General features: G+C 32.0%; 16 protein-coding genes. 6 read left to right on the plus strand and 10 right to left on the minus strand.

Annotation, left to right across the window (positions count from 1 at the left end):
- A complete protein-coding gene (locus AXG55_RS07990; protein ID WP_148697599.1) occupies positions 1-741 on the minus strand; it encodes a response regulator in 741 nt (246 codons plus the stop codon).
- A 173-nt stretch (positions 742-914) separates the two neighbouring features.
- On the opposite strand from AXG55_RS07990, the gene AXG55_RS07995 reads away from it, so the two are divergent.
- The gene (locus AXG55_RS07995; RefSeq protein ID WP_148697600.1) at positions 915-1,634 is read left to right on the plus strand and encodes a substrate-binding periplasmic protein; all 720 of its coding nucleotides are present in this window, start codon (positions 915-917) and stop codon (positions 1,632-1,634) included.
- Positions 1,635-1,702: 68 nt separating this feature from the next.
- Here the strand turns inward: AXG55_RS07995 and AXG55_RS08000 are convergent, their stop codons facing one another.
- Complete coding sequence (locus AXG55_RS08000; protein ID WP_148697601.1) at positions 1,703-2,839, minus strand: DUF2786 domain-containing protein; 1,137 nt, start codon at positions 2,837-2,839, stop codon at positions 1,703-1,705.
- A 158-nt stretch (positions 2,840-2,997) separates the two neighbouring features.
- On the opposite strand from AXG55_RS08000, the gene AXG55_RS08005 reads away from it, so the two are divergent.
- Complete coding sequence (locus AXG55_RS08005; protein WP_148697602.1) at positions 2,998-4,995, plus strand: M13 family metallopeptidase; 1,998 nt, start codon at positions 2,998-3,000, stop codon at positions 4,993-4,995.
- A gap of 1 nt (position 4,996) precedes the next feature.
- Here the strand turns inward: AXG55_RS08005 and AXG55_RS08010 are convergent, their stop codons facing one another.
- The 4 genes from AXG55_RS08010 to AXG55_RS08025 are packed head-to-tail and all read right to left on the minus strand — an operon-like array spanning position 4,997 to position 10,466.
- Entirely contained in the window at positions 4,997-6,520 is a 1,524-nt protein-coding gene (locus tag AXG55_RS08010; RefSeq protein WP_148697603.1) for a hypothetical protein, read from the minus strand.
- The gene (locus AXG55_RS08015; protein WP_148697604.1) at positions 6,517-6,867 is read right to left on the minus strand and encodes an OB-fold nucleic acid binding domain-containing protein; all 351 of its coding nucleotides are present in this window, start codon (positions 6,865-6,867) and stop codon (positions 6,517-6,519) included. Before AXG55_RS08015 ends, AXG55_RS08010 begins: the two co-directional genes overlap by 4 nt.
- Complete coding sequence (locus tag AXG55_RS08020; RefSeq protein ID WP_233231086.1) at positions 6,836-7,471, minus strand: chemotaxis protein CheW; 636 nt, start codon at positions 7,469-7,471, stop codon at positions 6,836-6,838. The genes AXG55_RS08015 and AXG55_RS08020 overlap by 32 nt, the downstream gene beginning before the upstream one ends.
- Positions 7,452-10,466, minus strand: coding sequence for a chemotaxis protein CheA (locus tag AXG55_RS08025; RefSeq protein WP_148697606.1), 3,015 nt, complete (start codon positions 10,464-10,466; stop codon positions 7,452-7,454). Before AXG55_RS08025 ends, AXG55_RS08020 begins: the two co-directional genes overlap by 20 nt.
- A gap of 117 nt (positions 10,467-10,583) precedes the next feature.
- Between AXG55_RS08025 and AXG55_RS08030 the strand changes: the two genes are divergently transcribed.
- The 3 genes from AXG55_RS08030 (at position 10,584) to AXG55_RS08040 (ending at position 12,527) form a co-directional block, all read left to right on the plus strand.
- Positions 10,584-11,198 (plus strand): Maf family protein, encoded by a 615-nt coding sequence (locus tag AXG55_RS08030; RefSeq protein ID WP_148697607.1) that lies wholly within the window; start codon positions 10,584-10,586, stop codon positions 11,196-11,198.
- Positions 11,199-11,223: 25 nt separating this feature from the next.
- Positions 11,224-11,940, plus strand: coding sequence for a YggS family pyridoxal phosphate-dependent enzyme (locus AXG55_RS08035; protein ID WP_148697608.1), 717 nt, complete (start codon positions 11,224-11,226; stop codon positions 11,938-11,940).
- A gap of 167 nt (positions 11,941-12,107) precedes the next feature.
- Complete coding sequence (locus tag AXG55_RS08040; protein WP_148697609.1) at positions 12,108-12,527, plus strand: hypothetical protein; 420 nt, start codon at positions 12,108-12,110, stop codon at positions 12,525-12,527.
- A gap of 433 nt (positions 12,528-12,960) precedes the next feature.
- Here AXG55_RS08040 and AXG55_RS08045 read toward each other — a convergent pair whose 3' ends face one another.
- The 4 genes from AXG55_RS08045 to priA form a co-directional block, all read right to left on the minus strand.
- Positions 12,961-16,602 carry an ATP-binding cassette domain-containing protein gene (locus AXG55_RS08045; protein ID WP_148697610.1) on the minus strand — a complete coding sequence of 1,214 codons (3,642 nt, stop codon included), beginning with the start codon at positions 16,600-16,602 and terminating at the stop codon, positions 12,961-12,963.
- A 1-nt stretch (position 16,603) separates the two neighbouring features.
- Positions 16,604-17,509 carry a hypothetical protein gene (locus tag AXG55_RS08050; RefSeq protein ID WP_148697611.1) on the minus strand — a complete coding sequence of 302 codons (906 nt, stop codon included), beginning with the start codon at positions 17,507-17,509 and terminating at the stop codon, positions 16,604-16,606.
- The gene (locus AXG55_RS08055; RefSeq protein ID WP_148697612.1) at positions 17,454-18,719 is read right to left on the minus strand and encodes a response regulator; all 1,266 of its coding nucleotides are present in this window, start codon (positions 18,717-18,719) and stop codon (positions 17,454-17,456) included. Before AXG55_RS08055 ends, AXG55_RS08050 begins: the two co-directional genes overlap by 56 nt.
- A gap of 71 nt (positions 18,720-18,790) precedes the next feature.
- Positions 18,791-20,929, minus strand: coding sequence for a replication restart helicase PriA (gene priA, locus AXG55_RS08060; protein ID WP_148697613.1), 2,139 nt, complete (start codon positions 20,927-20,929; stop codon positions 18,791-18,793).
- A gap of 98 nt (positions 20,930-21,027) precedes the next feature.
- Between priA and AXG55_RS08065 the strand changes: the two genes are divergently transcribed.
- Positions 21,028-21,702 (plus strand): HAD-IB family phosphatase, encoded by a 675-nt coding sequence (locus tag AXG55_RS08065; protein WP_148697614.1) that lies wholly within the window; start codon positions 21,028-21,030, stop codon positions 21,700-21,702.
- Positions 21,703-21,813 lie beyond the last annotated feature (111 nt).

Genomic DNA, 21,813 nt, shown 5'->3' on the forward strand with positions numbered 1-21,813 from the left:
TTACTTTCCACGTGGAATAACTTCAATTATTTCTTTACTTTTTAACTTATTTATCCATGCAGCTAAGGTGGAAGAATGAAGATAATCAAAATAGAGACCATACTCATCAGATTTTCCCTCAGGATTTTCTTTTTTCCAAACGATATTACCCATTCCTTCAATTTGTTTAAAATCACCGCTATTAAATTCAAATTTAAATGAAATAATATCACCAATTTCAAATACAAGTTTTTCAATAGCTAAATACATACCAGCTCGGCCAAAATTAATTTCTTTAAGGCTCTGATCGTCATATGCACATGGAAAATTTTTAGAGATATGATAAACAGCTGAAGTTTTTGGAAGTTCATTCCATCGTTTTTCAATGGGACGACATAATTTCTGTAGCAAGATTTCTAATTTTTCTGGATTTAATGGCTTGCCTAAAAACCCATCAGCTCCCATGGCATAAGCTTCTTGAATTGAAAGATCGGCAAACCCTGTCATAAATACAAAGGGAGGAAATGATTTTTGAGTCTTTCGAAGCTCATTCAAAAACCACTCACCATCTTTATTTGGCATACGAATATCAGAAATAATAAGGTCTAATTTTGATTTATGAGCTTGCTCTAGAGCCTCCATTCCGTTTCTTGCTGTAATAGAATCAAAGCCTAGAAAATTGACTTCATCGACAACAGCTTGAAGAAATGTATCTTGATCGTCAACAACAAGCACAAGCAACTTTTTTTTTGAGTCATTCATAAAACACCTCAATTTTAGAAAAATTAACTTTAATATAGATCATACATTTTTTTATACTTAACAGTATTTGAGTTGTTTAAATTTTTTTAGTGTCAATTTAATGAAAGTTTAATTATTTGATTTTTTTCAGAATTCATTAAAATAAATTGATACCGAAAGGAGATCTTAATACAATGAAATACGCCATACTTATTTTAATATTGTTATCATTTAATTCATATGCTAAAGAAATGAAGGTATGTTTTGAGGATTTTTTACCTTCAGCCGGAATGAAAGGTGACAAACCCATTGGAATCGATGTTGAAATAATTAGTGCGGCCATGAAAACGCAAAATGTAAAAATTAAATTTATTATGCTTCCTTGGAATCGATGTATATATGAATTAGATAAAAAATCAATTGATGCTATTATACCCATGGTTTATAGCCAAGAAAGAGATGAAAAATATAGTTTAGGAACCTCAATGCGAACCCGAGGTAATATTCTTATACGAAATCCAAAGACAAAAGAAATCAACTCACTTCAAGATATGTCAGGTTTAAAAGTAGGAAGCGCTAAAGGCTATGTTATTTCGAAAGAATATACAGAAGCGACAAATTTTACAAAAGTTGACATTACGTCCTCTGATGAAGTCGCAGCAAAAATTTTAAAAGAAATTGCGAATGGCTCTGTGGATTGCGGAATTGTCGATATGGATTCTGCATATATATTAATAAAAAAATTACAGCTTGAAAAAAAAGTTATAATTTCAAATTTTAAACTTAAAAAAGCATCGCATGTCGGCTTTGTAAAAAATAGTCCATATTTAAATTTATATGAAAAAGGATTCAAAATAATTTCAGATAATGGACAAATTAAAAGGATAATTGATAAATACTACCATAATAAATAAAAAAATGGGATTTATGTCTTGAAAAATTTTAAAATGTATTATTTTGACTGCGAAAGAACTTCATTTATCTATTTGCCAATACCAAGATAATATATTTGATTTTTAGTTTCCGATACGGGCTTATTAATAACTATTTTTTTACCATCGGATTTCCCATCGGCATAATACTCACTATATACTTTATTATTTGAAGCTCCTTGCCTACTCAATCTTGGATAAATTCTTTTTGTATATTCATTTAATTTTTTATTTTCCAGTATAATAATTTCAGACATTGAATTATTGTGCTTTTGAGAATAAAAATTTATTTCATTATATAATTTATTTTTTGCAATAGAATCGAGCTTATTTTGAAATCCAACTAACACTCCTTTTTGATAAGAGAGCTTATAGCGAGCAGGAAGATTATTGTTCATTTGATAAATTTTCCATAAGCTTTCAATTGTTTCTTTCAAAAAATAAAACACATACTCAGCCATAAGTACATTATGCCGTGTACCAATTATTTCAATAATTTTATGGGATTCATCACATAGAGGGTCGTACAATTCAGAATAGATGATATTTACAAAATAATGAGCTTGAATAAGTGATGATATATAAACATAAGTTGTAGGAACACATTTCTTTTTAAAATTAATAATTAAGGAATAAAATGAAGAATCTAAACCTTCTTGAATCCGATTTAAATTATATTTTAAGTTGAGCTCTTGAACTTTTTCCATTGCTAATAGAGCTTCGTGCTCATTAGCAGATTGAGCTAAATTTAATAATTTATCAAGCTTGCGCATGACAACCAACTCTTCTTCACCTAAAGTTGAATTTTTCCAATGAGTGATTTTATTTTCAATATTTAGAGAAGCCTTACAATACTCCTTCGGAACTCCAATGAGTTCACATGCCTTTTGAAAGCTTTTTCCATGAATATCTTCTGAATTAAAAACCTCTGTGACAATTTGATGTGCCATTTCGTGTTTTAAAACACCAATGATAATATCCCAAGAATATTCTTCAACTAGTTGAGCAGACAAAGTAATAACTCTGCCCAAAGGATCCCAATTACCCCAAGTAGAATTTAATTGTTCGATAATTATTAAGGGTTTTTTTAAATTCACACGATGCTGAAAACAAATATTTTCAAACTCTTTATATAGTTGAACTATCATTCTAGAATGCAAATCATTTAAAAAAGTTTTAAAATTCACAGCATTTCCTTTACCTTAGACACTTGTCAGCAGAAATTAATTTTGATAGGTTAACCCCATCAGTTCTTTTCTATAAATACAAAGAGAACAAAATTAATTTTATTTCAAATAAAATACTATTCTCTATTTAAAACATCTTATATATATTTGAGGTTTATATGATATGCAATAAGGAATGTTCACTTTTCATTGTTATTTTTTCAATTTTTTTTTGCGAATACAATGCTTTCTCAGAAAACATCCCCACCCTACCCGATCATCAGTTCCAAGTTCCTGATTATAGAGAGATACCTCTTAACGATCACATTTCTCCTTGTGATAATTTTTATGAACACGTCTGTTCCATAGAAAATTCTCGTTTTAGCATGCCAGAGTCTCATAGCAAATATATATATAATTTTAATGATTCTGCTTTTCGAATTAAAAATATTCGATTAAAATACATAAAATCTTTATTAAATGAAAGTAATTTAAATCAAAGCAATACTATGCTAAAAAATTTCTACCAATCATGTATGAATACATACGCAAGAGAAGTTGAGGAAGATGAAATATTCACTGAATTTGAAGAAAATATATTAAGATTAAATAAAAAGAAAATTCTTGAAAAAATAACATTAGACACAATCCAAGGTGAAGACTATTTATTTGAAATAAAAGAAATTAAAAACATAAAAAATCCCAAAATAAAAGATATTATAATTTATTATAGTCTCCCTCTAAAGTCCAAGGAATATTATGAAGACGAACAACTCATGGCAGATTATAAAGATTTAATAAAAGAATTTTTTTCCTTAATTTTATATTCAAATGGAGAAGAATATGCTAATTTTATAATAAATCTCGAAAAGAGTATCGCAAAAACTTATCCCACAAAAGCAAAATTACGCGAAGCACTATCAGCAGATAATTCTATAACAAGACAATATTTAACTTATCATTATCCAATGTTTAATTTTCATAAATTATTTGAAAAAATCCCACAAACAACAATTATAAATTTATTACCTAAAGAAGCTTTTATAAAATTAAACGAGCACTTAGAAACTGCGAATGACTTAGAAATAAAAGCTTTAGCACTATGGAATAAGTTCTCTTTAGGAATGATAAAATACTCAGTACCAGATTATTATTTAAAAGTAAAAGAATTTAATCATAAGCACTTTGGCAATTCCTTAACAGAAGAACAACTGGAAAAGCAATGCATTCAGGAAACGCACAATCATTTAGGCTCAAGATTAGATTTTGAAATCATTCAAAAACAATATCAAAATTTTCCTACAAAGCGTATTCATTTGATAATTAAAGAATTACAAAAAGCAACTTCTGAAAATATTAAAAACTCAAAAGGGATGTCTGAATTCGCAAAAAAGAAAGCTCTAAAAAAAATCGAAAATATGAAATTTCAAATTGTAAAACCGGAGCGCATTGAAGATTGGGATTTGGAAGTTTCTATGCATATAGATTCAAAAAAATTCCTAAAAAACAAAAATGAAATCAAAGCTCAATATTTTCAAAAATTTATTCAAAATATTTCTCTCCCCATTAACGAAAATTTATGGCACATGAAACCCCTTACTGTGAATGCCTATTACGATATCAATGCCAATCGATTTTTCCTACCATTAGGCATTTTACAACCCCCTATTTTTGATGAAACAAAGTCCGATATTGTTAATTTTGGCTCCTTAGGGGTTGTTGTGGGACACGAAATTGCTCATGCTTTTGATGACAAAGGTTCTAAATTTAATGAGCATGGCATATTAGAGCCCTGGATGAGCCGTTATGATAAAGAGCAATTTAAAAAACAGGCCAACAAAATGATTGCCCATTTCGACACTGCGGGTATCAATGGAAATTTGTCCGTTGGAGAAAATATATCAGACTTTCTTGGTATTCAAAATGCATTTCATGCCGCTTTCTCAAATAAAAATATAAAATTGCAAAAAGAATTCTTTATTCAATATGCTAAAATTTGGTGCGGAGTAACACAGCCTAAATATAAAGAACATTTGAAAAAAATTGACTTTCATGCGCCAGGGGAACTCAGAGTAAATCAGCAATTAAAATTGTCTAAGAATTTTTATGAAACTTTTTCATGTAAAATAGGAGACCCTATGGCATTAAGTGATGAGGAAAGATTTTCAATTTGGTAATTTAATCTTTTATTGGTGACAGAGTTGTATTTGTCGTATAAGTGGTATTATTTTTATTTTTTTCAGATTGCTGTCCATCGGATGTCTTTTGAGTATAAACAGGTATCACAAATTCTTTTGTTGTACCTCCTGCTAAAATTACATCAATCCTTGTTTTTGGTAAAACTAAATTTTGATCTCCTACAAAATAAGTCAACAAAAATTCGCCTTCGGGCAAATAAATTTCATCAGGTTTAAAATACATTAAGTCAATTGATTTTCCAAAAACATTGACTCCTTTCGACTCAAATCTTACAAAATCTGTTTTTATATTTCCTGTTGTATAGCGTGTCTCCCATTTTATTTTTACTTTTCCTAATTTATCTATTTTTACAGAATCTTCAGAAGTTCCTAATATTTTAAAAATCCCTTTAATTCCTTCAATTCCATATTCATACTTCTGATCAAACACAAGAAATGGCATATCAGTAAGTTCTGTCATAAGAATAAAGGGCATTCTATTGATATGAATTGTTATTCTCGTCATATGTCTGCATTTATCATAATTATTATCACAAGGTGGTGATAAAACAAGTGCTCCTCGAGTTTTAACTTCACTCACTTGATCTTCAATAACAGTGACATATTTTTCAATTTCAGAGCCTTCTAAAGTAACACGATATTTTCCTGGAAAAACGGGATAATCCGTGTTAAGTCGGAATAAAACTTTTTCATTAATAAATGCAAAAATAGGTTGTCCCCCAGCCTGTAAACGCTTCTCAATAGGAAAATTTTTAGGTGACACTATACGAATCACACCTAATTTTATTTCAGAAGAGGAAGAATCTTTTATATTCACAATTTGCTTGCTACCATTCACTTCAATTTGATATCGCCCACTCTGTAACCAAACTGTGCTATTTACAGGAGAGGAAATCACAAATTTCTTTTCGGTTGAAGTAAGATCAAGTGGAAGTGAAAAAAACTTACTTGAATCCGTATTAATAGGTGAGGAAAGAGTTAAAGGCCAAAGTTGAATTTTTTTGTCTGAAAAAAGTGTCGGATGTAAATTTAATTCAACATCTCTACCAGAAACGGATAGTATATTTTTACCTGGTAATATATCAAATTCAGATTTATTTATAAACCAATGTTCTTGTTTGTCTAAGGGATCGTAGCATAAACTATTAAATGTATTTCCAATTTTATTTATAACTTGATTTTGATTATTTTTTCCAAAATTAAGACTCAATTTACTTAAAACTACTTTTTGCTCATGAGTTCCATCATTAAAAAACTCATAGGAAGTGCATTCATTTGCAAGAAGATAATTTCCCATAGGCAATAGAATTTTAGTATTTGTAGTTAATCTCATTAAAGGATAATAAATTTTTTTATCCTTATTATTTTTAGTTACTTTATATAATGTTACATCTTTGTTAGGTAATCCTAGAAAAACGACATATTGCTTGCCTTCCGAAGATGAATTTTTTTGGCAAGAGGGCAAAAATAATAATATGAGAAGTAGCGAAAACAGTAATTTCAATTGCTACACCTCAATAATGAGGAAAAAGTAAAATATTTATGATTTTCATAAATAGATAATTTTCCTAATATAGATACATTTTTTCCTTTTTGAACACAAGAAATATGCGATGGAATATTTTCTGTTGTAACTTGAATATATCCTGTTTTGTCTTCAAGAATAAACCACAATCCTCCTGGTCCTATGTCATTAATTTTGCCGTTCAATACAACAGGAAAATTAAAAAAATTATCTGGCGTTAAAATTAATAATTTAATATCAACCATACGTGTCTTTTTTTCACATGAATAAATTAAAGATATTAAAAAAAATATGTTAATGATCAGAAGCGCCTTCTTGATCCGCATTTTCTGTTTCCTCTTTAAGACCCAATGTCATCTCTGAGACAATTTTATCAAGATCGATGATACCACGAATGCGCTCACCAACTCTAGATACACCAGCAAGAATTCGATATTCAGCAGGAAAGAAATTTTGAGGAATAGATTCTATTTCTGCTGCTTGTAACCTTACAAATTCCGTAATGTCATCTACAATAACTCCAAAACCACCATAATCACATTGTAAGATGATAACGCGCGTTGTTGAATCGGCTTTGCCGCGTTCAAATTTTAAAAATCTTCTTAAATTTAAGACGGGCATAATTTCACCGCGTAACGCAATAATTCCTTCCATTAGAAATTTAGCACCAGGAACAAATGTAATTGTGGTGAGCATTATTATTTCACGAACTAACGACATAGGTAACAAAAATTCTTCTTTATGTAATTTAAATCCTATGTATTGAACACCCGGAGTTTGAACAACGCCTTCATCCGTCACATCATTAATATAGCTATTTGCTGTATCATCTTGATAGGGTAAAGGTACAGGAGCTCCCGCATTATTTCCGGCATTACCTCCCGCTTCATTTGACATAAAAAATAAATTTTTAATTTTGTAAAGCAGCACGGTTTGCATTCCCCGGTTTTGTTTGTGAAAAATCGTCTATTATTTCGCCAACATCAAGAACAAGAGCCACTCTTCCATTTCCTAAAACACATCCTCCCGCCACTCCGCGTCTTTTACCCATCAAGCGTCCTAAGGATTTAATCACGATTTCCTGTTGTCCCTGTAACTGATCGACAACCACGCCAACACGTTTTTCACCCACGCCAACCACGACAAATATTATTCTTGGTTTTGTGTGACGCACCCGAAAAGATAACGAATGATTTTGATGTGTTTTTCCTTCACCTTCATGAGGTTTAGATAATACTTCAACAGGTTTGGAAGACTCTTCAGGAGATTTTATTTGTGCAAGAGCTTTATCGCCTTTTTCATTTTTATCTGTATTTTCTTCTTCATCATGATGTTTAATTCTCTGAATATCATTAACAGAATACCATAAAAGATTTTCCATAGCATGCAAATCAAAAACATCGGCGAGTTTTAATAAGGGTAGCACTCTGTCACGTAACTTAACAAAATCAGCACTTCCCATTTTTTGAACATCTTCTGGTCTAATACGAATACTTTCAATTACATTTACGAGAGGAATAGCATAACTTTCACCCTTAGTTTCGACCATCAAACTTGGAATGATGGCAAGTGTTAATGGTAATTTAATTGTTGTCGTTGTTCCTTTACCAATTTCACTATCAAGTTCAATAATTCCTTTTAACTTAACAATACTTTTCTTAACAACATCCATTCCCACGCCACGTCCTGAAATATTTGTTACTTTTTCAGCCGTTGAAAACCCTGATTCAAAAATAAGTGAGAATATTTCTTTATTTGTTACGTGATCCGTTTCTTTAATTAAACCTCTTTCAATTCCTTTACTGCGAATTCTATCTACTTGTAAACCTTTGCCATCATCAGAAATGGTAATGACAATCATATTTCCATCTTGACTTGCTTTTAAATGAATATTTCCTTTTCTTGTCTTACCTATTTTTTCTCTGTCATCGGGAAGTTCCACACCATGGTCAACACTATTTCGAATCAAATGCACAAGGGGATCACCAATTTCTTCCACAAGCGTTTTATCGAGCTCTGTTTCTCCACCGATAATATGAAGATCAATTTCTTTACCAATTTGTCTACACAAGTCACGAACAACTCGTGTAAATTTATAAAATGCGTTACCTACAGGTACCATGCGAATTTTCATGATAATGCTTTGGACTTCATTCATATGACGTCCAAACAGCAAAACACTTTCACTCATGGCATGACCCAGTTCACTATTTCCATTGCCCCTAAGTTCTTCTTCAATACGAGCAAATCTCGTTCTGTCAATAACTAATTCACCCACTAAATTAACAAGACTATCCAATCTTTTGAGGTCAACACGAATGGTCCCACCGGCTTCATCGGCTTTTTTCTCATCGGGTTTTTTCTTATCACCACCTGCTGCAGGTGGTTTTGCCGCTGCGGGAGGAGCTGCTGGCGCAGCAGGAGTTGCGGGAGCTGCCGGAGCTGCGGCCGCAGGAGCGGCGGGGGTGGCAGGAGCCGCGGCTGCCGGAGCTCCTCCTGAGGCCTTTTTACCTCCCCCACCTGTTACGGCTAATCTAAGTTTGCTTAAGGCATCGTTAATAGGCTGTTCTGAAGATTGATTTTTCTTGATGGCCTCAAACATACTCCGTATTCTATCAAGACCAAAAAACAAGCCATCCATAAGAGCCGGAGTGACAGAAAGTGTGCCTTTACGAATGCGATCAAACAAATTTTCCATCTTGTGGGTAAGTTTTTCAATGGCTCGAAAGCCAAACATCCCCGATGTTCCTTTAATCGTATGCGCATTTCTAAATATACTTTCGACGGCTTCTTTACTTTCAGGATTTCCTTCTAGCTCAAGCATAGCTTGACTTAAATTTTCGATTAAATCATCGGCATTAGATAAGAAGTCTTGCAACATTTCCGGATCTAAATCCGGCTTTTCAAAACCATCACCACCGGCTAAGTTCTTTGTATCAAAATCCTCTTCGGGCTCTTCTTCTTCTCCCCCTCCGCCACCATGAGCATCTTTAGGAGCTTCTGCAGCGGGGGCAGGAGGCGCTTCAGCCACTGCTGCTGCTGGTGCTGGTGCCGCTGCTGGTGCGGCTCCCGCATAGACTAAACTCTCCCAAGGAGCACCCAGAACTTTTAAACAGGCTGGATCTTTTTTATCCAAGGCAACAACTTCGCCTTCAGCAACACCTGTAAGAGTTTTAGCATCGAGTTCGGCTGCAAAAACGATAAGAGAACCGCTGTCAAAGGCGCGCAAAAGAATGAAGTCACCAACACGAGAAATATTATCATAGTGCTTTCCTGCTTTTAATTCATCGATAGTTTTGTATGTGCCATCTTTTAAACTTAATGCAAAAAGATTTTCAATACGCGGAACAAATTTTGCGTAATTTGCATTTTCTTCATCGGTTAAGGGGGTCACGCCTCCACCCCCGCCTGCCGCAGCGGGAGGTTCACCAGAGGGCGGTGAAGCGACAGCGCCTCCTGTCGCAGGCTGTCCTCCGTTTTTAACGATATCTGCTAGAGCGTGGAATTCATGAACAATTCTATTAGCTTCCATCAAAACATCAGATTCAATAACACTGGGATAAGCTTTATAAACTTGCTCAAATACATTTTGAGCATCGGAAATAAGCTCAATGACTTCTTTAATCAGTTTCACTTTTTCGGAACGGACAAATTCAATATAATCTTCAACGGCATGAGCCATGGCAACCATTTCAGCAAGGTTTGCCATTTGAGAAAGGCCTTTAAGAGTATGGAGAGTTCGGAAAAGCTCTTGACTCTCTTCTAAGGGCACTTCTTCATTTGCGATAAGATGCTCTTGAAATCCTTGACACAAGCCCGCAAGTCGCTCATAGAGCTCCGTCGCTTCGTTTTTAAGTTCTTGAGCAAGCCCCGAATCTGTTTGATCGGGAGCGAGAATAAAAACAGATCTTCTACCGTGGTACACAGTTACCCCCACATGTATACATCATATTGGCATGACAGGGGTCACGCCATTTATTGATATTTTAATCTCAATAAATGCGTATGTACTTTTTCAGAGTTAAGGATTTGGCGGTAATTTATGAAAAGCAATAATATGACAAAAATTATCTTAGCAAGCGCATCACCGAGAAGAAAACAAATGCTTTTAGCAAGTGGCATTCCTTTTACCGTGGTGGTTTCAAACATCGACGAAGTTCCCAAAGAAAATGAAGGGGGACACGATTACGTACAAAGAAATGCACGAGAAAAAGCATTGGCCGTAAATAAACAATTTAAAAATGGTGAATTTATTTTAAGCGCAGATACTATTGTGGTAACAAAAGAAGATAAAATATTAGAAAAACCTCTTAATCACGATCATGCAAAAAGTATGCTCCAAATGCTATCAGGAAATACGCATCTTGTACTTAGCGGATATTCCATTTATCAGAATAATAATGAGATTATAACTCGAGTTATTGAAACATTTGTTACTTTTCGTAATATTTCTAATAGAGAAATTGAGGCCTATATTATGACAGGAGAACCTTTTGACAAAGCGGGAAGCTATGGTATACAAGGACGAGCCATGGGATTCATTGAAAGTGTAAAAGGAAGTTACACAAATGTAATGGGATTACCATTAAGTCATGTCTTAATTGATCTCGAAAAATTTGTAGGCGTAGAAACATTTAGCACCCTAGAAGATTTTTAAAAAAATAAATTGCTGGAAGTTTAACATGTCCAATGAAATCGAAAAAAATATAAACAACATAAAAAATAAAATTTCTTTCGCAACACAAAAATACAACCGTAATCCAAATGAAATTGAATTGATTGTTGTCAGTAAATTTCAAAGTGCTGAAAAAGTTCAATCTGCATATCAAGCGGGAGTTCGACATTTTGGTGAGAATTACATTCAAGAATGGAAAGAAAAAATCTCGACTTTATCACATTATTTTCCCGAAATAAAATGGCATATTATCGGGAATGTCCAGTCCAATAAGACTAAATATATCAATTCTCATATTCACTGTTTACAATCTATGGATAAAATTTCACTTGCCAAAGAAATTGAAAAAAAAGCACCCTTAGACTCAAAACTAAACGTCCTAGTGCAACTTCAAATTGATAAAAATGATATCAATAAATCGGGCGTAACATTTGAAGAAGCAAAACAACTCTGTGAATTTATCGCAAAAAGTAACAAAATGCAGCTGCAAGGTTTTATGGGCATAGGACCGCTGGAAATAAAAGACAACCAAAGAAGAGAATTATATTCTCATTTTGTGCAAGAGTCACATAAGCTGTGGAAAGAATTTTCGTTAAATTTGAATAAAACTCCCGTTATTTCTCTCGGCATGAGTTCTGATTTTGAAATAGCTCTAGAATGCGGAAGCACCATGTTACGAATCGGTACTGCTATTTTTGGTGAAAGAAAAAAAGATGTTAGATAAGTTTTCGCATATATTTTCAGAAGGAATTACCAGACTCATCCTTATTACAAATTTTATCAAATAAGTCTGTATTATATAAATTAACTAATACTCAAATTAAAGAAACATTTGAATCTGCTGCTTTTTTAGAAAATCCTTATGATGAAAGAATAGACTTTGCTATTAAAATGCTCGAAACAGATTTTTTAAAAGTTATGAGTTGTATCTCTATAACTCATACTTTAGTCATTATAAATCAACAACTCCAATTGCCGCGAAAAGAATTAAAACCTGGCGATCAATTTTTCAAAAATTTTCTATTCGATTTAATTATTAAAGAAATATGTATAGAGAAAAATTCAAAGTTACTTGAACAAACAAAAAAAGAACTTAGTTTCAGTCGCAATCCCTTGTTTAAAGATACACTTTCTAAATTACTCAGTATCATTGATAAAAAATTTTTAAACATTCAATTAGATGTGAAATCTCCTCTTTTTAAAAATGAAATTCAAAAATCATTTGAAAACTATTTGAAATTAGATGAATTTTCAAATCAAACCTCAAAAATTGGACAAAGATCTTTACCAGTAAATAATGATTATGTATAAAAATTATTTGATATTTATTATGACTATCATTTACTACTTGAACCTTATTATATTAAAATGGCATTTAATAGATCTATAGAATTAACAAATCATAAAGGATTACGTAACCCTTTTTTTGCAAGAATAATTTTGCAAAAATCCTCTAAAATGATTGAAAATGATCCTCAATTACTCTTAAAAGCATTCCGCCATTTTACTTACTTTAAAAGCCATAAAAAGCTCAATGACGAAACACTGGCCTTTTATGTTTTAATAGCCATTGAAAAACAAAAAAATCCCTATTTTTACGATGAATTAGAAAGAATATATAAAAATATCTGCGTTGTATTTTATAATGAATCTCTGTATTTATTTGATTTTTTAAATAAATTACATCAAGTCTTGCATAGCATTAATTCAAAGCGTGCTGAAGATGTTGAACTCGTGATTAAATCTAAATATTTTTCGAATAATCCCCATTTTCATATGAAACGGGTGGATAATAGGAGAATTTCTCACCTTGAACACGTTGCGCCTGGCCACCTTCAAAGTTAATAATATTAGAACAAACTGATAACAATATTGACTTTGGATGCGCCGCAATGAGAACTGTGGCATTGATGAAATCTTGCAATAAAAGATCTACAACGCGCTGCTCAGCATCTTCAGAAAGAATTAAGTTGTCAATTAAAACAATTTTATTTTTATACAAAAGAGCCTTAGCAAAAGAAAATAAAATCATTTCACCAGACCAGTACATTTGCCTTGGAAAATCTTCAATTTTAGTATTGAGTCCATTGCGCAATACGGCAACAGACTGCGCAACTCCTACACGGTTTAAAACGGACCAAATTTCGGAATCATCAAACTGCTCAGAAGGATCTAAATTTTCCCGTAAAGTTAAAAAAGGAAAAAGTGATTCCATTGAAATATAAGCAAAACGATCTCTTAATTCAAGTGGATTTAATCTTAATATATCTTCATCATCAATCACTATTGTTCCTGTTTCAAATGGAACAAATAAAAGTAGAGAGGCAAAGAGAGGAGAAATTTTTACATATCCTTTGTCCACTATCATTCCAAAATTAGATCCTTTTACTATAAAGAGATCGAGATTCATAATTGGTTTTGGAATATCTTTTGTTTTTTGTGTCGTCAAAGACATAATATGAATAGATGCATTTTGTGGCCAAATATCAGATGTAGAATAATGCTGATTTTCTATTTCTTTATAGCTTGTTGAAGTCCTCATTAAATTTTCAAAATAGGGGATTGATTTTACAAATTTCTGTAAATCATTTTCAAGATGTATAAAGGCCTCAAAAAAGAAAACAACTGCTAAAAACGCAAGAATAACAGTGCCCATCTGAGTTGTATTATATTTTGCAACAAAAAATAAAATTGAAATTGCTGCTCCTGCAATCATAGAAAAAGCAATAAATCTGTAAAATGAAACTAAAATATGATCAATATTTTGAGATTGTTCTTCAGACAAAGAAACATCTTCTTCAAATTTATTATATAAAAATAATTTATAACTATAAGAATTCGGCGCAGTAAGAGAATTCAAAAATTGAAAACGAGAACGACTGAGTCTCATTTTTTCAGCCTGTAAATTAAAATAACAACGGATAAATGAAGTTTTTTTAATTAAAATAAAAACACTCGTAAAAATAAATAACGAAAATAATAATAACAAAGCAGAAATATTACTCATAGCAAGTAATAATATTCCAGCTAAAACAAAGGAAACCCTTACCATAATTGACGTTAATGAAGAAAAAAGATCTTCTTTAACTTTAGAAAACCTTTCTAAATAAGAGGCTGTATAAGTATGGTTTTCATGGTATTCTTTAATTAAAACATCATAAACTTTTTTCTCAAGCGCAGATCCAAATAATGTATTTATTTTTTCATTTTTAACATGAAAAAAGTAAAATGAAAGTATGGCTAATACTGAAAAAAAGCCAAATAAAATAATTTGAACATACTTCGACATATTATCCGAAGCAAATTTTGAAAAAAGAGAGTAAAAAGCCAGGCAAATAAAAATCTGTGAGGCTAAGACATACATAAAACTAAAGTACGGATTTTTTTTCTTAAAGTAGGAAACTAAAAAGTATTTTGTTGATGCAAATATTTGTCTAATATACTGAATTTCGTGAGCCTTACTATAAGTGCTAAAATCGTAAAAATGATGATTATCAGAATTAGATTTTTCAATATTTTGCAATAATGCTGTTGGTTTAGCTTGAAAAGATAAGCCAAATTGTCTAGAGTCAGCTCCGGCATAGTGGAGCTTAGCATACACTCCGGCTTTTTCAATTAAAGATTTGTGGTTTCCTTGCTCAACAACCATACCCTCTTTCATAACAAGAATGTAGTCGCATAAAGATGCCAATTCTAATTTTTGCGTAATTACAATTCTATTTAATCCATGTAAATGCTTTAATATTCCTTCATTAAAAATATGTGAAATTTCATTTTTCGATAAACCTAAAAAAGGTTCATCAAAATAATAAAACTCAGATTTTGCATATAACATTCTTGCTAAGTTAATTTTTCTAATAAAACTTTCAGAAAATTGATGATCTTTAGGAGCAATTATTGTTTCATCACCATCTTCTAGTAAATTTAATTCTGCTTCAAGGTAACACGCACGAACGGTATCAATATAACGCCTTCCTTCGAACTCATGCCCCAAAATAATATTTTCTCTAATTGTTCCATCAAATAAAGAAATCTGCTGCGGCATAATTTCAAAATTTTGCGGTAATTTCACATCACCACTAATGAGACGTAATTCATGGGCACACGCGGCTAAAAAAGATGATTTTCCAGATCCAGGAGCTCCTATAATAGCAACAACTGTGCCTGGTTTATGATCATAACTCACATTATAAAGACGAATCCCCTTTGGAGACATAAAAGAAGCTTTATGAAACCAAATTTTTTCTTGCGAAAAGGAAGGTGAAGAACTGATAAAATCTAAATTTTCATCGAAGTCTTCCTCTCTATCTGCTTTTAACTCTTCAAGATGATATTTTTTAATTAAATGAATACTTGAATTTAATACTTCTACGCTTGACTTAAGATGTTGACGCCTCGATAAGAAAGATAAAATATTCGAATAAAAATAAGCAACTAAAATAAAAAAAGTTAATAAGGCAGTAATAGACGGTAAAGTAGCATTCTTATGAATCAAAAAATAACAGATTAAACTAGGAATCGCGATAATAAAACCAGAATAATAAAATATAACCTTAGCAATTGAAGTTTTATTTAAAACACTCACTGTGATATTATTGGCATTTTGTTGCAGTGTATTCATTCTACCTATGAAAAACGATTCCATTGCTAGTAAATGTACTCTATTTCCATATAAAAATATTTTTTTAAGAAGTTGACTTCTTGTTTCTAAAAAAAATGATATTTTTTTAAAAACTCTGGCTAAGTAAACTTGATTTTTTATCTGTAAAAAAAATGTTAATAAAAGCAATGCTACAGGAATAAGAAACAATTTATCCATCAAATTATAAATTAAGAAAAAAGAAGCAATTAATGCAGGAAAGCTAAAAAATAGACAAAATATATTGGGAAGCTCCATAAATTTATGCGCAAAAAACTTTCCTTCTGCATCGGTAAATTTGTTCAACATGATATTGCTTTGTTCTTTGGAAGAAAAACAAGTGATTTGAGCCATCAGACTTAACGAATGATACTCTATTTCTCTTTTCCAATTTACCATCAATTTCTTTTTTAAATAAGAAGCTAATACAATTAAAGTCATAAAAGAAAATATGTATAAAGATGCATAAATTAATTTTTTTTGAATTTCCATTGAATTCGAATTTACAAAAAAACTAATGTAATATTGAATGATAAAGGGAGAGGTTAAGGCAAGTGATAATAAAATGATTTGCACGAGGGTACAAATAAAAATTTGTTTTTTAAATGCTAAAAAGAAAATCCACCATAATGCTCGTTTTTTATGAACCGTTTTTTGTAGAATTTTTTCCAGCGATAGGGAATTATGATTAAAAAGTGTGCCAATTGATGAAACATTCAACGCAGATTTTTTTTGATAACCAGGCATATTAGTATTTCAACCTTTTCGTCATGAGCAAACAAATTGTAATAATAAAATATATCATAATAGTTATAACATTTGCAGGTCCTGACATCCACAAATTTCCATTTTCTGATATGTAACGGGGGGCAAGCGCAAAGTAAATTACTTGGAACACACTCGCTGCTATAATTGGATGCAACAAACTTCTTTTTGCTAAATTATGATGCGAATTTCGCGATCTCTCATTTGGTGATAAAGAAAGCCAGTAATAAAAAATAGATAAAAAAACAAAAAGAAAAAACCAAGAAATGAGATGTAAAATATTTCCTTTACCCCCGCCAAAGTAACCATACCATAAAAAAGGAAGACATGAAATAAATTGTAGAATAGCTGAAAAAATAAAGGGAACTTTTATTCCTGCTTTAAGACACAACTCTATAAAAAAAGCTCTGTAAATTAATTCTGTACCCATAGAAATCACAATGCAGAAGATAATAATAGGAAAAAGATGCGCAAGAGATAAATGTAAAATTCCTTGAATGGAATCTCCATCAAAAAACAAGGGCATGTTTGGATCAATCCAGGAAATTTGCGAAAGTACTAAACTTCCTTTTACACCTAATGCCGCTATTAAACAAGGCAATAAAATAGCCCAGATTATTTTTTTATTTACAACGGGACGCAATATAAAGAACTCTATTGGTAATTTAAAAGATATGGAAAATAAAAGCGCCATGAGCACCGGTAACCAAACCACAAACAATAATGCTATTAAAATTTGCAATAAATTTCCATTTGATAGAATAGTATAAATTTGAATAAACCAAGATATTGAGAATGTGAGTATTGAAAAAATAATCGCTAAAATAACGTAACTACTTTTTTTTCTTGTCCCCTTCGCCACTGTGGTCTGCCATGAATTTTTCTGCACCTTTATCTTGAAGCTCCTTTAAAATTTTCTTTTCATTAACTAAGTTAGCATCTTGAGCCATTGCTGCTTGAAAGCAACTCAGAGCACTCGCGATATTGCCCGATCTATAATAAGCCATACCTAAATTAAAATACACCTGACTTTTATACTTATCAAAAAACTGTAAGGCATTTTCATAAAAAAGAATGGCATCCTCAACCTCGCCTTTCTTTACAAGAGCAACACCCCGATTATTAAAAAAGCTAGCTAAAGCTTTGCTCTCAAAATGACCATCCATTTTTTCAAAAAAGGATGCGGCTTGATCGAAATTTCCCGATACAGAACTACTCTTAACCATACCCGCCAGTGCTTTATTATTTGTCGCATCTTGCTTTAGAACATCATTGTACTTTTCTTCTGCTCCTGCCACATTTTCCATTCCTAATAGTGCGTCACCCAGCATGATTTTATGACTTAAATTATGCGGACTTTTTGCTTCTAACCTTTCATATATCGTTAATGCCTCTTCAAAATTACCAATCAAACACAAGGCTCTCCCTAAAGTGCTAAAAGTTTTTAAGTTTTCATTTTGCTTATTTTCATGATTTTTTTCTAGCCTATTTTTTAAATAAGAAATCGCATCAGAATATTTTTTATGTAAAATGCGTATTTCTCCACCCAAATAAGCGTATTTATTATTTTCCATGATTTCTTTTTCAATTTCGGGATGAGCTAAAAGTTGATCACATGATTTTAGATCAGAATCATTTATAATATGTTGCAGCTGTTTTAATTTCGTTGTCAAAGAATTATTATTTTTATAACTGAGCCGCGCATCTTCCATTTTAGATATCAATTCAGCAGCATTCACAACCTTTGGCATAGTATAATAAATATCAATTTCACTCATTAAAAAAGTGTCTTCCGTTGAAAAAGCAGCAGAACAGACTATGAGTTCAATATGCTCGAAATCAGGAGTGTCCTTAATTTTTTGTGAAAAGACATAACCCGGCATGTCTTTCATATTCCAATCAAATAAAATAAAATGAATTTTTTTAGCATCTTTATTTAAAATATCTAAGGCTTCTTGAGCATTTGCAGCATTGACAACTTCAAATTTTTCCGTTTTGGTTAAAGTGGTCATAAAAAAGGTACGAAGATCGGTTTTTTCTTCAATGATTAAAACACAAAGTTTATCCGAATTTTGTTGCTTTTTGGGATCTTGCGCCATCCTTAACCCTTGTTTTATTTTAACTTTATTTCACGAACACGTATAAGTCATCGGATATAAATAAAACTTTTCTACATAAAAGAATAGGGATCAACATCAATTTTAAAATGAGGTAACAATTCTTTATCATGAAAAATTTCTTTGGGAATAAGCTTAAAAGGATGAATTTCTCTAATCGTACTCACACATATTTGAACTCTAAACTCATTATTTAATTTTTCTAATGTCGCAAAATAGGGTCCCGCAAGACGTATTTGATTTACCTCAAAAGAGTTCTCTTTCCAAAAGTTTACTAAATAATCCTTTATTTTATGAGCTAAAACCATGGCCTTACCTTTATTACTCTGGCGTATTTCAAACAAAATCTGACGAGAATAGGGTGGATGAAACCCGAGTTTTCTTCTGTTAAGTTCCCGATCTATGAAATCTTTTACATTGTTATTTAAGGAAAGCTCAATAACGGGATGCCCCAATATAAGTGATTGTAACAATAATGTTCCCTTATGCTTTCCGCGTCCCGCCCTTCCCATGGCTTGAGTTAAAAGCTGAAATGTTCTTTCCGATGCCCTAAAATCCGGTAAAAATAAGGAGTCTTCAACGTGTAAAACAACAACCACTGTTACGTTAGGAAAATCATGTCCCTTAGCCAACATTTGTGTTCCTACAAGACAATCTGTATTTCCATTACGAAAATTCTCAATAATGTCATTTAATCGAGAGTTGCTTGTTAACACATCTCTATCCAAACGTTGAATATTTAATTCGGGGATTTGCCTTTGAATTTGCTCTTCAATATTTTGTGTGCCAATGCCCCGTGTCATTAAAAAAGGAGAGAGACAGGAAGGACAATTTTTTCTTGTATTTACTCGAAAGGAACAATAATGACATATTTCAATAGAACCATTATTGTGTAACGTTGTTGAAACTGAACAGCGGGGACATTTTAAAGATTGAGAACACGCCATACATAAAGAAAAATTAACATAACCCCTTCTATTTAAAATCACCATGCTCTGCTCGCCTCTATCTTTTGTTTCTTTTAAAACAGCAAAGACTTCAGAAGATATGGCATCATTATTAAATGCAATTTGCGACGATTTTAAAGGATAATTTCCTTGCTTCATTTTTAAAGGAATATTTAAATTTTGTTTGCTATCAATAATCACAGCCTGGACAGAATTATTAGAAAATTTATTTTGCAAGGAATAATATTTGTATTTTCCCTGCTTCACATTGTACATGCTTTCTACAGAAGGAGTAGCAGAACCTAATAAACAAAGAGCACCCTCTTTTTTAGCACGGAGCACAGCCACATCACGTGCCTGATAAAAAGGAATATCTTGGGATTTATAACTGTTATCGTGCTCTTCGTCGACTATAATTAAAGCTATGTTTTCTAATAAAGAAAATATTGATGTTCTCACACCTAAAACAACTTTAGCTAAATTATAATGAATGCGAAACCACTCTTTTTCATATTCATTGGAAGTCAAACCAGAATGTAAAATAGATAAATGATTTTGAAAAACAGCACGAAAACGTGAGGTCATTTGCGGAGTCAATGCAATTTCTGGAACTAAAATAAGAACATTTTTATTTTGTTGAATAAAATATTGCGCCAATTTTAAATAAACTTCTGTTTTTCCAGACCCTGTTACGCCATGTAATAAGGAAACAGTGGGATGAGATTCAATAATATCTTGAAATATAAAATTTTGTTCTTCGTTTAATGCAATACACTCACGAAGGGGTAATTTAATTTCACCCTTAACTTGCTGACTTTTATTTTCATTAATTAAAAAATATTGATTATTATTTTTTACAAATAATTTCTGCAGTCTTTTTTCAAGCATGTCATGCCGATTGACATTCCAAATAAAACTAGGAGCAAGCAGCGCTATAAAATTTTCAAGAGGTGATAAATAATATTCCGAAAGCCATTTTAACATCAAAATTAAGTTTTCAGGAATACTGTTTACAAATTCAAGTTTTTTTATAATGTCTTTACATTGAAATGGGGGCTTTTCACACAATCCTAAAAAAACCCCGATATATTCACCCTCTTTTTTTCCGCGCATCATAGGCACAACAACAAAGGAACCCACTTGTAAATTTGAAAAATGATGAGAAATCGTATACGTGAGGCAAAAATTCCTTCCTGCACTAACCGCAAAATGCCCAAATAATTTTTCCTCTGTTTGTTCTTCCATTTCCCAAACCTATTTTTGACTTTCTTATAAAACACGGCATAAATAAGATACCCACGCCCTCATGAAGGGCTTTTTTTCTGTATCATCCAGGAGAATCCATGCAACGGCCACGCTATGCTTTTTTTGATTTTGACGGCACGCTGATATGCCAAGACTCATTCGTCACACTTTTAAAGAAGACTCTCAAGAGCGAACCCTGGAGAATTCTCTTTTTTTTCCTCATCACCCCAGTCCTGATTGTCACTGTTATTTTTAAACTCAATAAAACCACAGCAAAATCTGCTATTTTATGGAGTTTGACCGTGGGAAAAAGCAAACGAGAATGTGCTCAATTTTTGCGCAATATTCTCACCACAGAAAGCAACGCCCTCTGGTTTCAAGAAGCCCTTCCTACATTTGAACAACTCAATGCCCAAGGAGTTGAAATCGTTATTGTCACCGCATCGGGACAAACTTGGGTGCGAGGCATGCTCCACGGAAAATTTTCTAATTTTAAAACCATTATTGGCACAAAACTGCGTTTTTTTGCGGGCGGCGTCATCCTCAAATCAAGAAATTGTTACCAAGAAGAAAAAATAAAGCGCATTCATGAAATCCTCGGCCATGATTTTATTTGGCACAGCGCCTGGAGCGATCACATTGCCGATTTGCCCATGCTTTTAAAATCACAAGAACGTTACATTATTTGTCCTAAAGAAAAACATAAAAAAATATTCGAAGAAAAACTAGGGAATAATTATAAAATTTTAAATTGGACGAATTTGGAGGGATAAAAATAATTTTTATTATTAATGCCATATTCATAATAGAATATTTGAAATAAATACTATCATTTTTTTATTAAAATGCATTAAAATTAAATATTTTATTCAAAAGTATATTGC

It is taken from the genome of Silvanigrella aquatica, assembly GCF_001907975.1.
GTDB classification, from domain to species: Bacteria; Bdellovibrionota_B; Oligoflexia; order Silvanigrellales; family Silvanigrellaceae; genus Silvanigrella; species Silvanigrella aquatica.

What these genes read in the sequence shown, in the direction of transcription:
- AXG55_RS08045 (WP_148697610.1), bottom strand. Translation starts at nt 16,602, where the DNA reads ATGCCTGGTTATCAAAAAAAATCTGCGTTGAATGTTTCATCAATTGGC.
- AXG55_RS08030 (WP_148697607.1), top strand. Translation starts at nt 10,584, where the DNA reads ATGAAAAGCAATAATATGACAAAAATTATCTTAGCAAGCGCATCACCG.
- AXG55_RS08015 (WP_148697604.1), bottom strand. Translation starts at nt 6,867, where the DNA reads ATGCGGATCAAGAAGGCGCTTCTGATCATTAACATATTTTTTTTAATA.
- AXG55_RS08035 (WP_148697608.1), top strand. Translation starts at nt 11,224, where the DNA reads ATGTCCAATGAAATCGAAAAAAATATAAACAACATAAAAAATAAAATT.
- AXG55_RS08040 (WP_148697609.1), top strand. Translation starts at nt 12,108, where the DNA reads ATGCTCGAAACAGATTTTTTAAAAGTTATGAGTTGTATCTCTATAACT.
- AXG55_RS07990 (WP_148697599.1), bottom strand. Translation starts at nt 741, where the DNA reads ATGAATGACTCAAAAAAAAAGTTGCTTGTGCTTGTTGTTGACGATCAA.
- AXG55_RS08005 (WP_148697602.1), top strand. Translation starts at nt 2,998, where the DNA reads ATGATATGCAATAAGGAATGTTCACTTTTCATTGTTATTTTTTCAATT.
- AXG55_RS08055 (WP_148697612.1), bottom strand. Translation starts at nt 18,719, where the DNA reads ATGGCGCAAGATCCCAAAAAGCAACAAAATTCGGATAAACTTTGTGTT.
- AXG55_RS07995 (WP_148697600.1), top strand. Translation starts at nt 915, where the DNA reads ATGAAATACGCCATACTTATTTTAATATTGTTATCATTTAATTCATAT.
- priA (WP_148697613.1), bottom strand. Translation starts at nt 20,929, where the DNA reads ATGGAAGAACAAACAGAGGAAAAATTATTTGGGCATTTTGCGGTTAGT.
- AXG55_RS08065 (WP_148697614.1), top strand. Translation starts at nt 21,028, where the DNA reads ATGCAACGGCCACGCTATGCTTTTTTTGATTTTGACGGCACGCTGATA.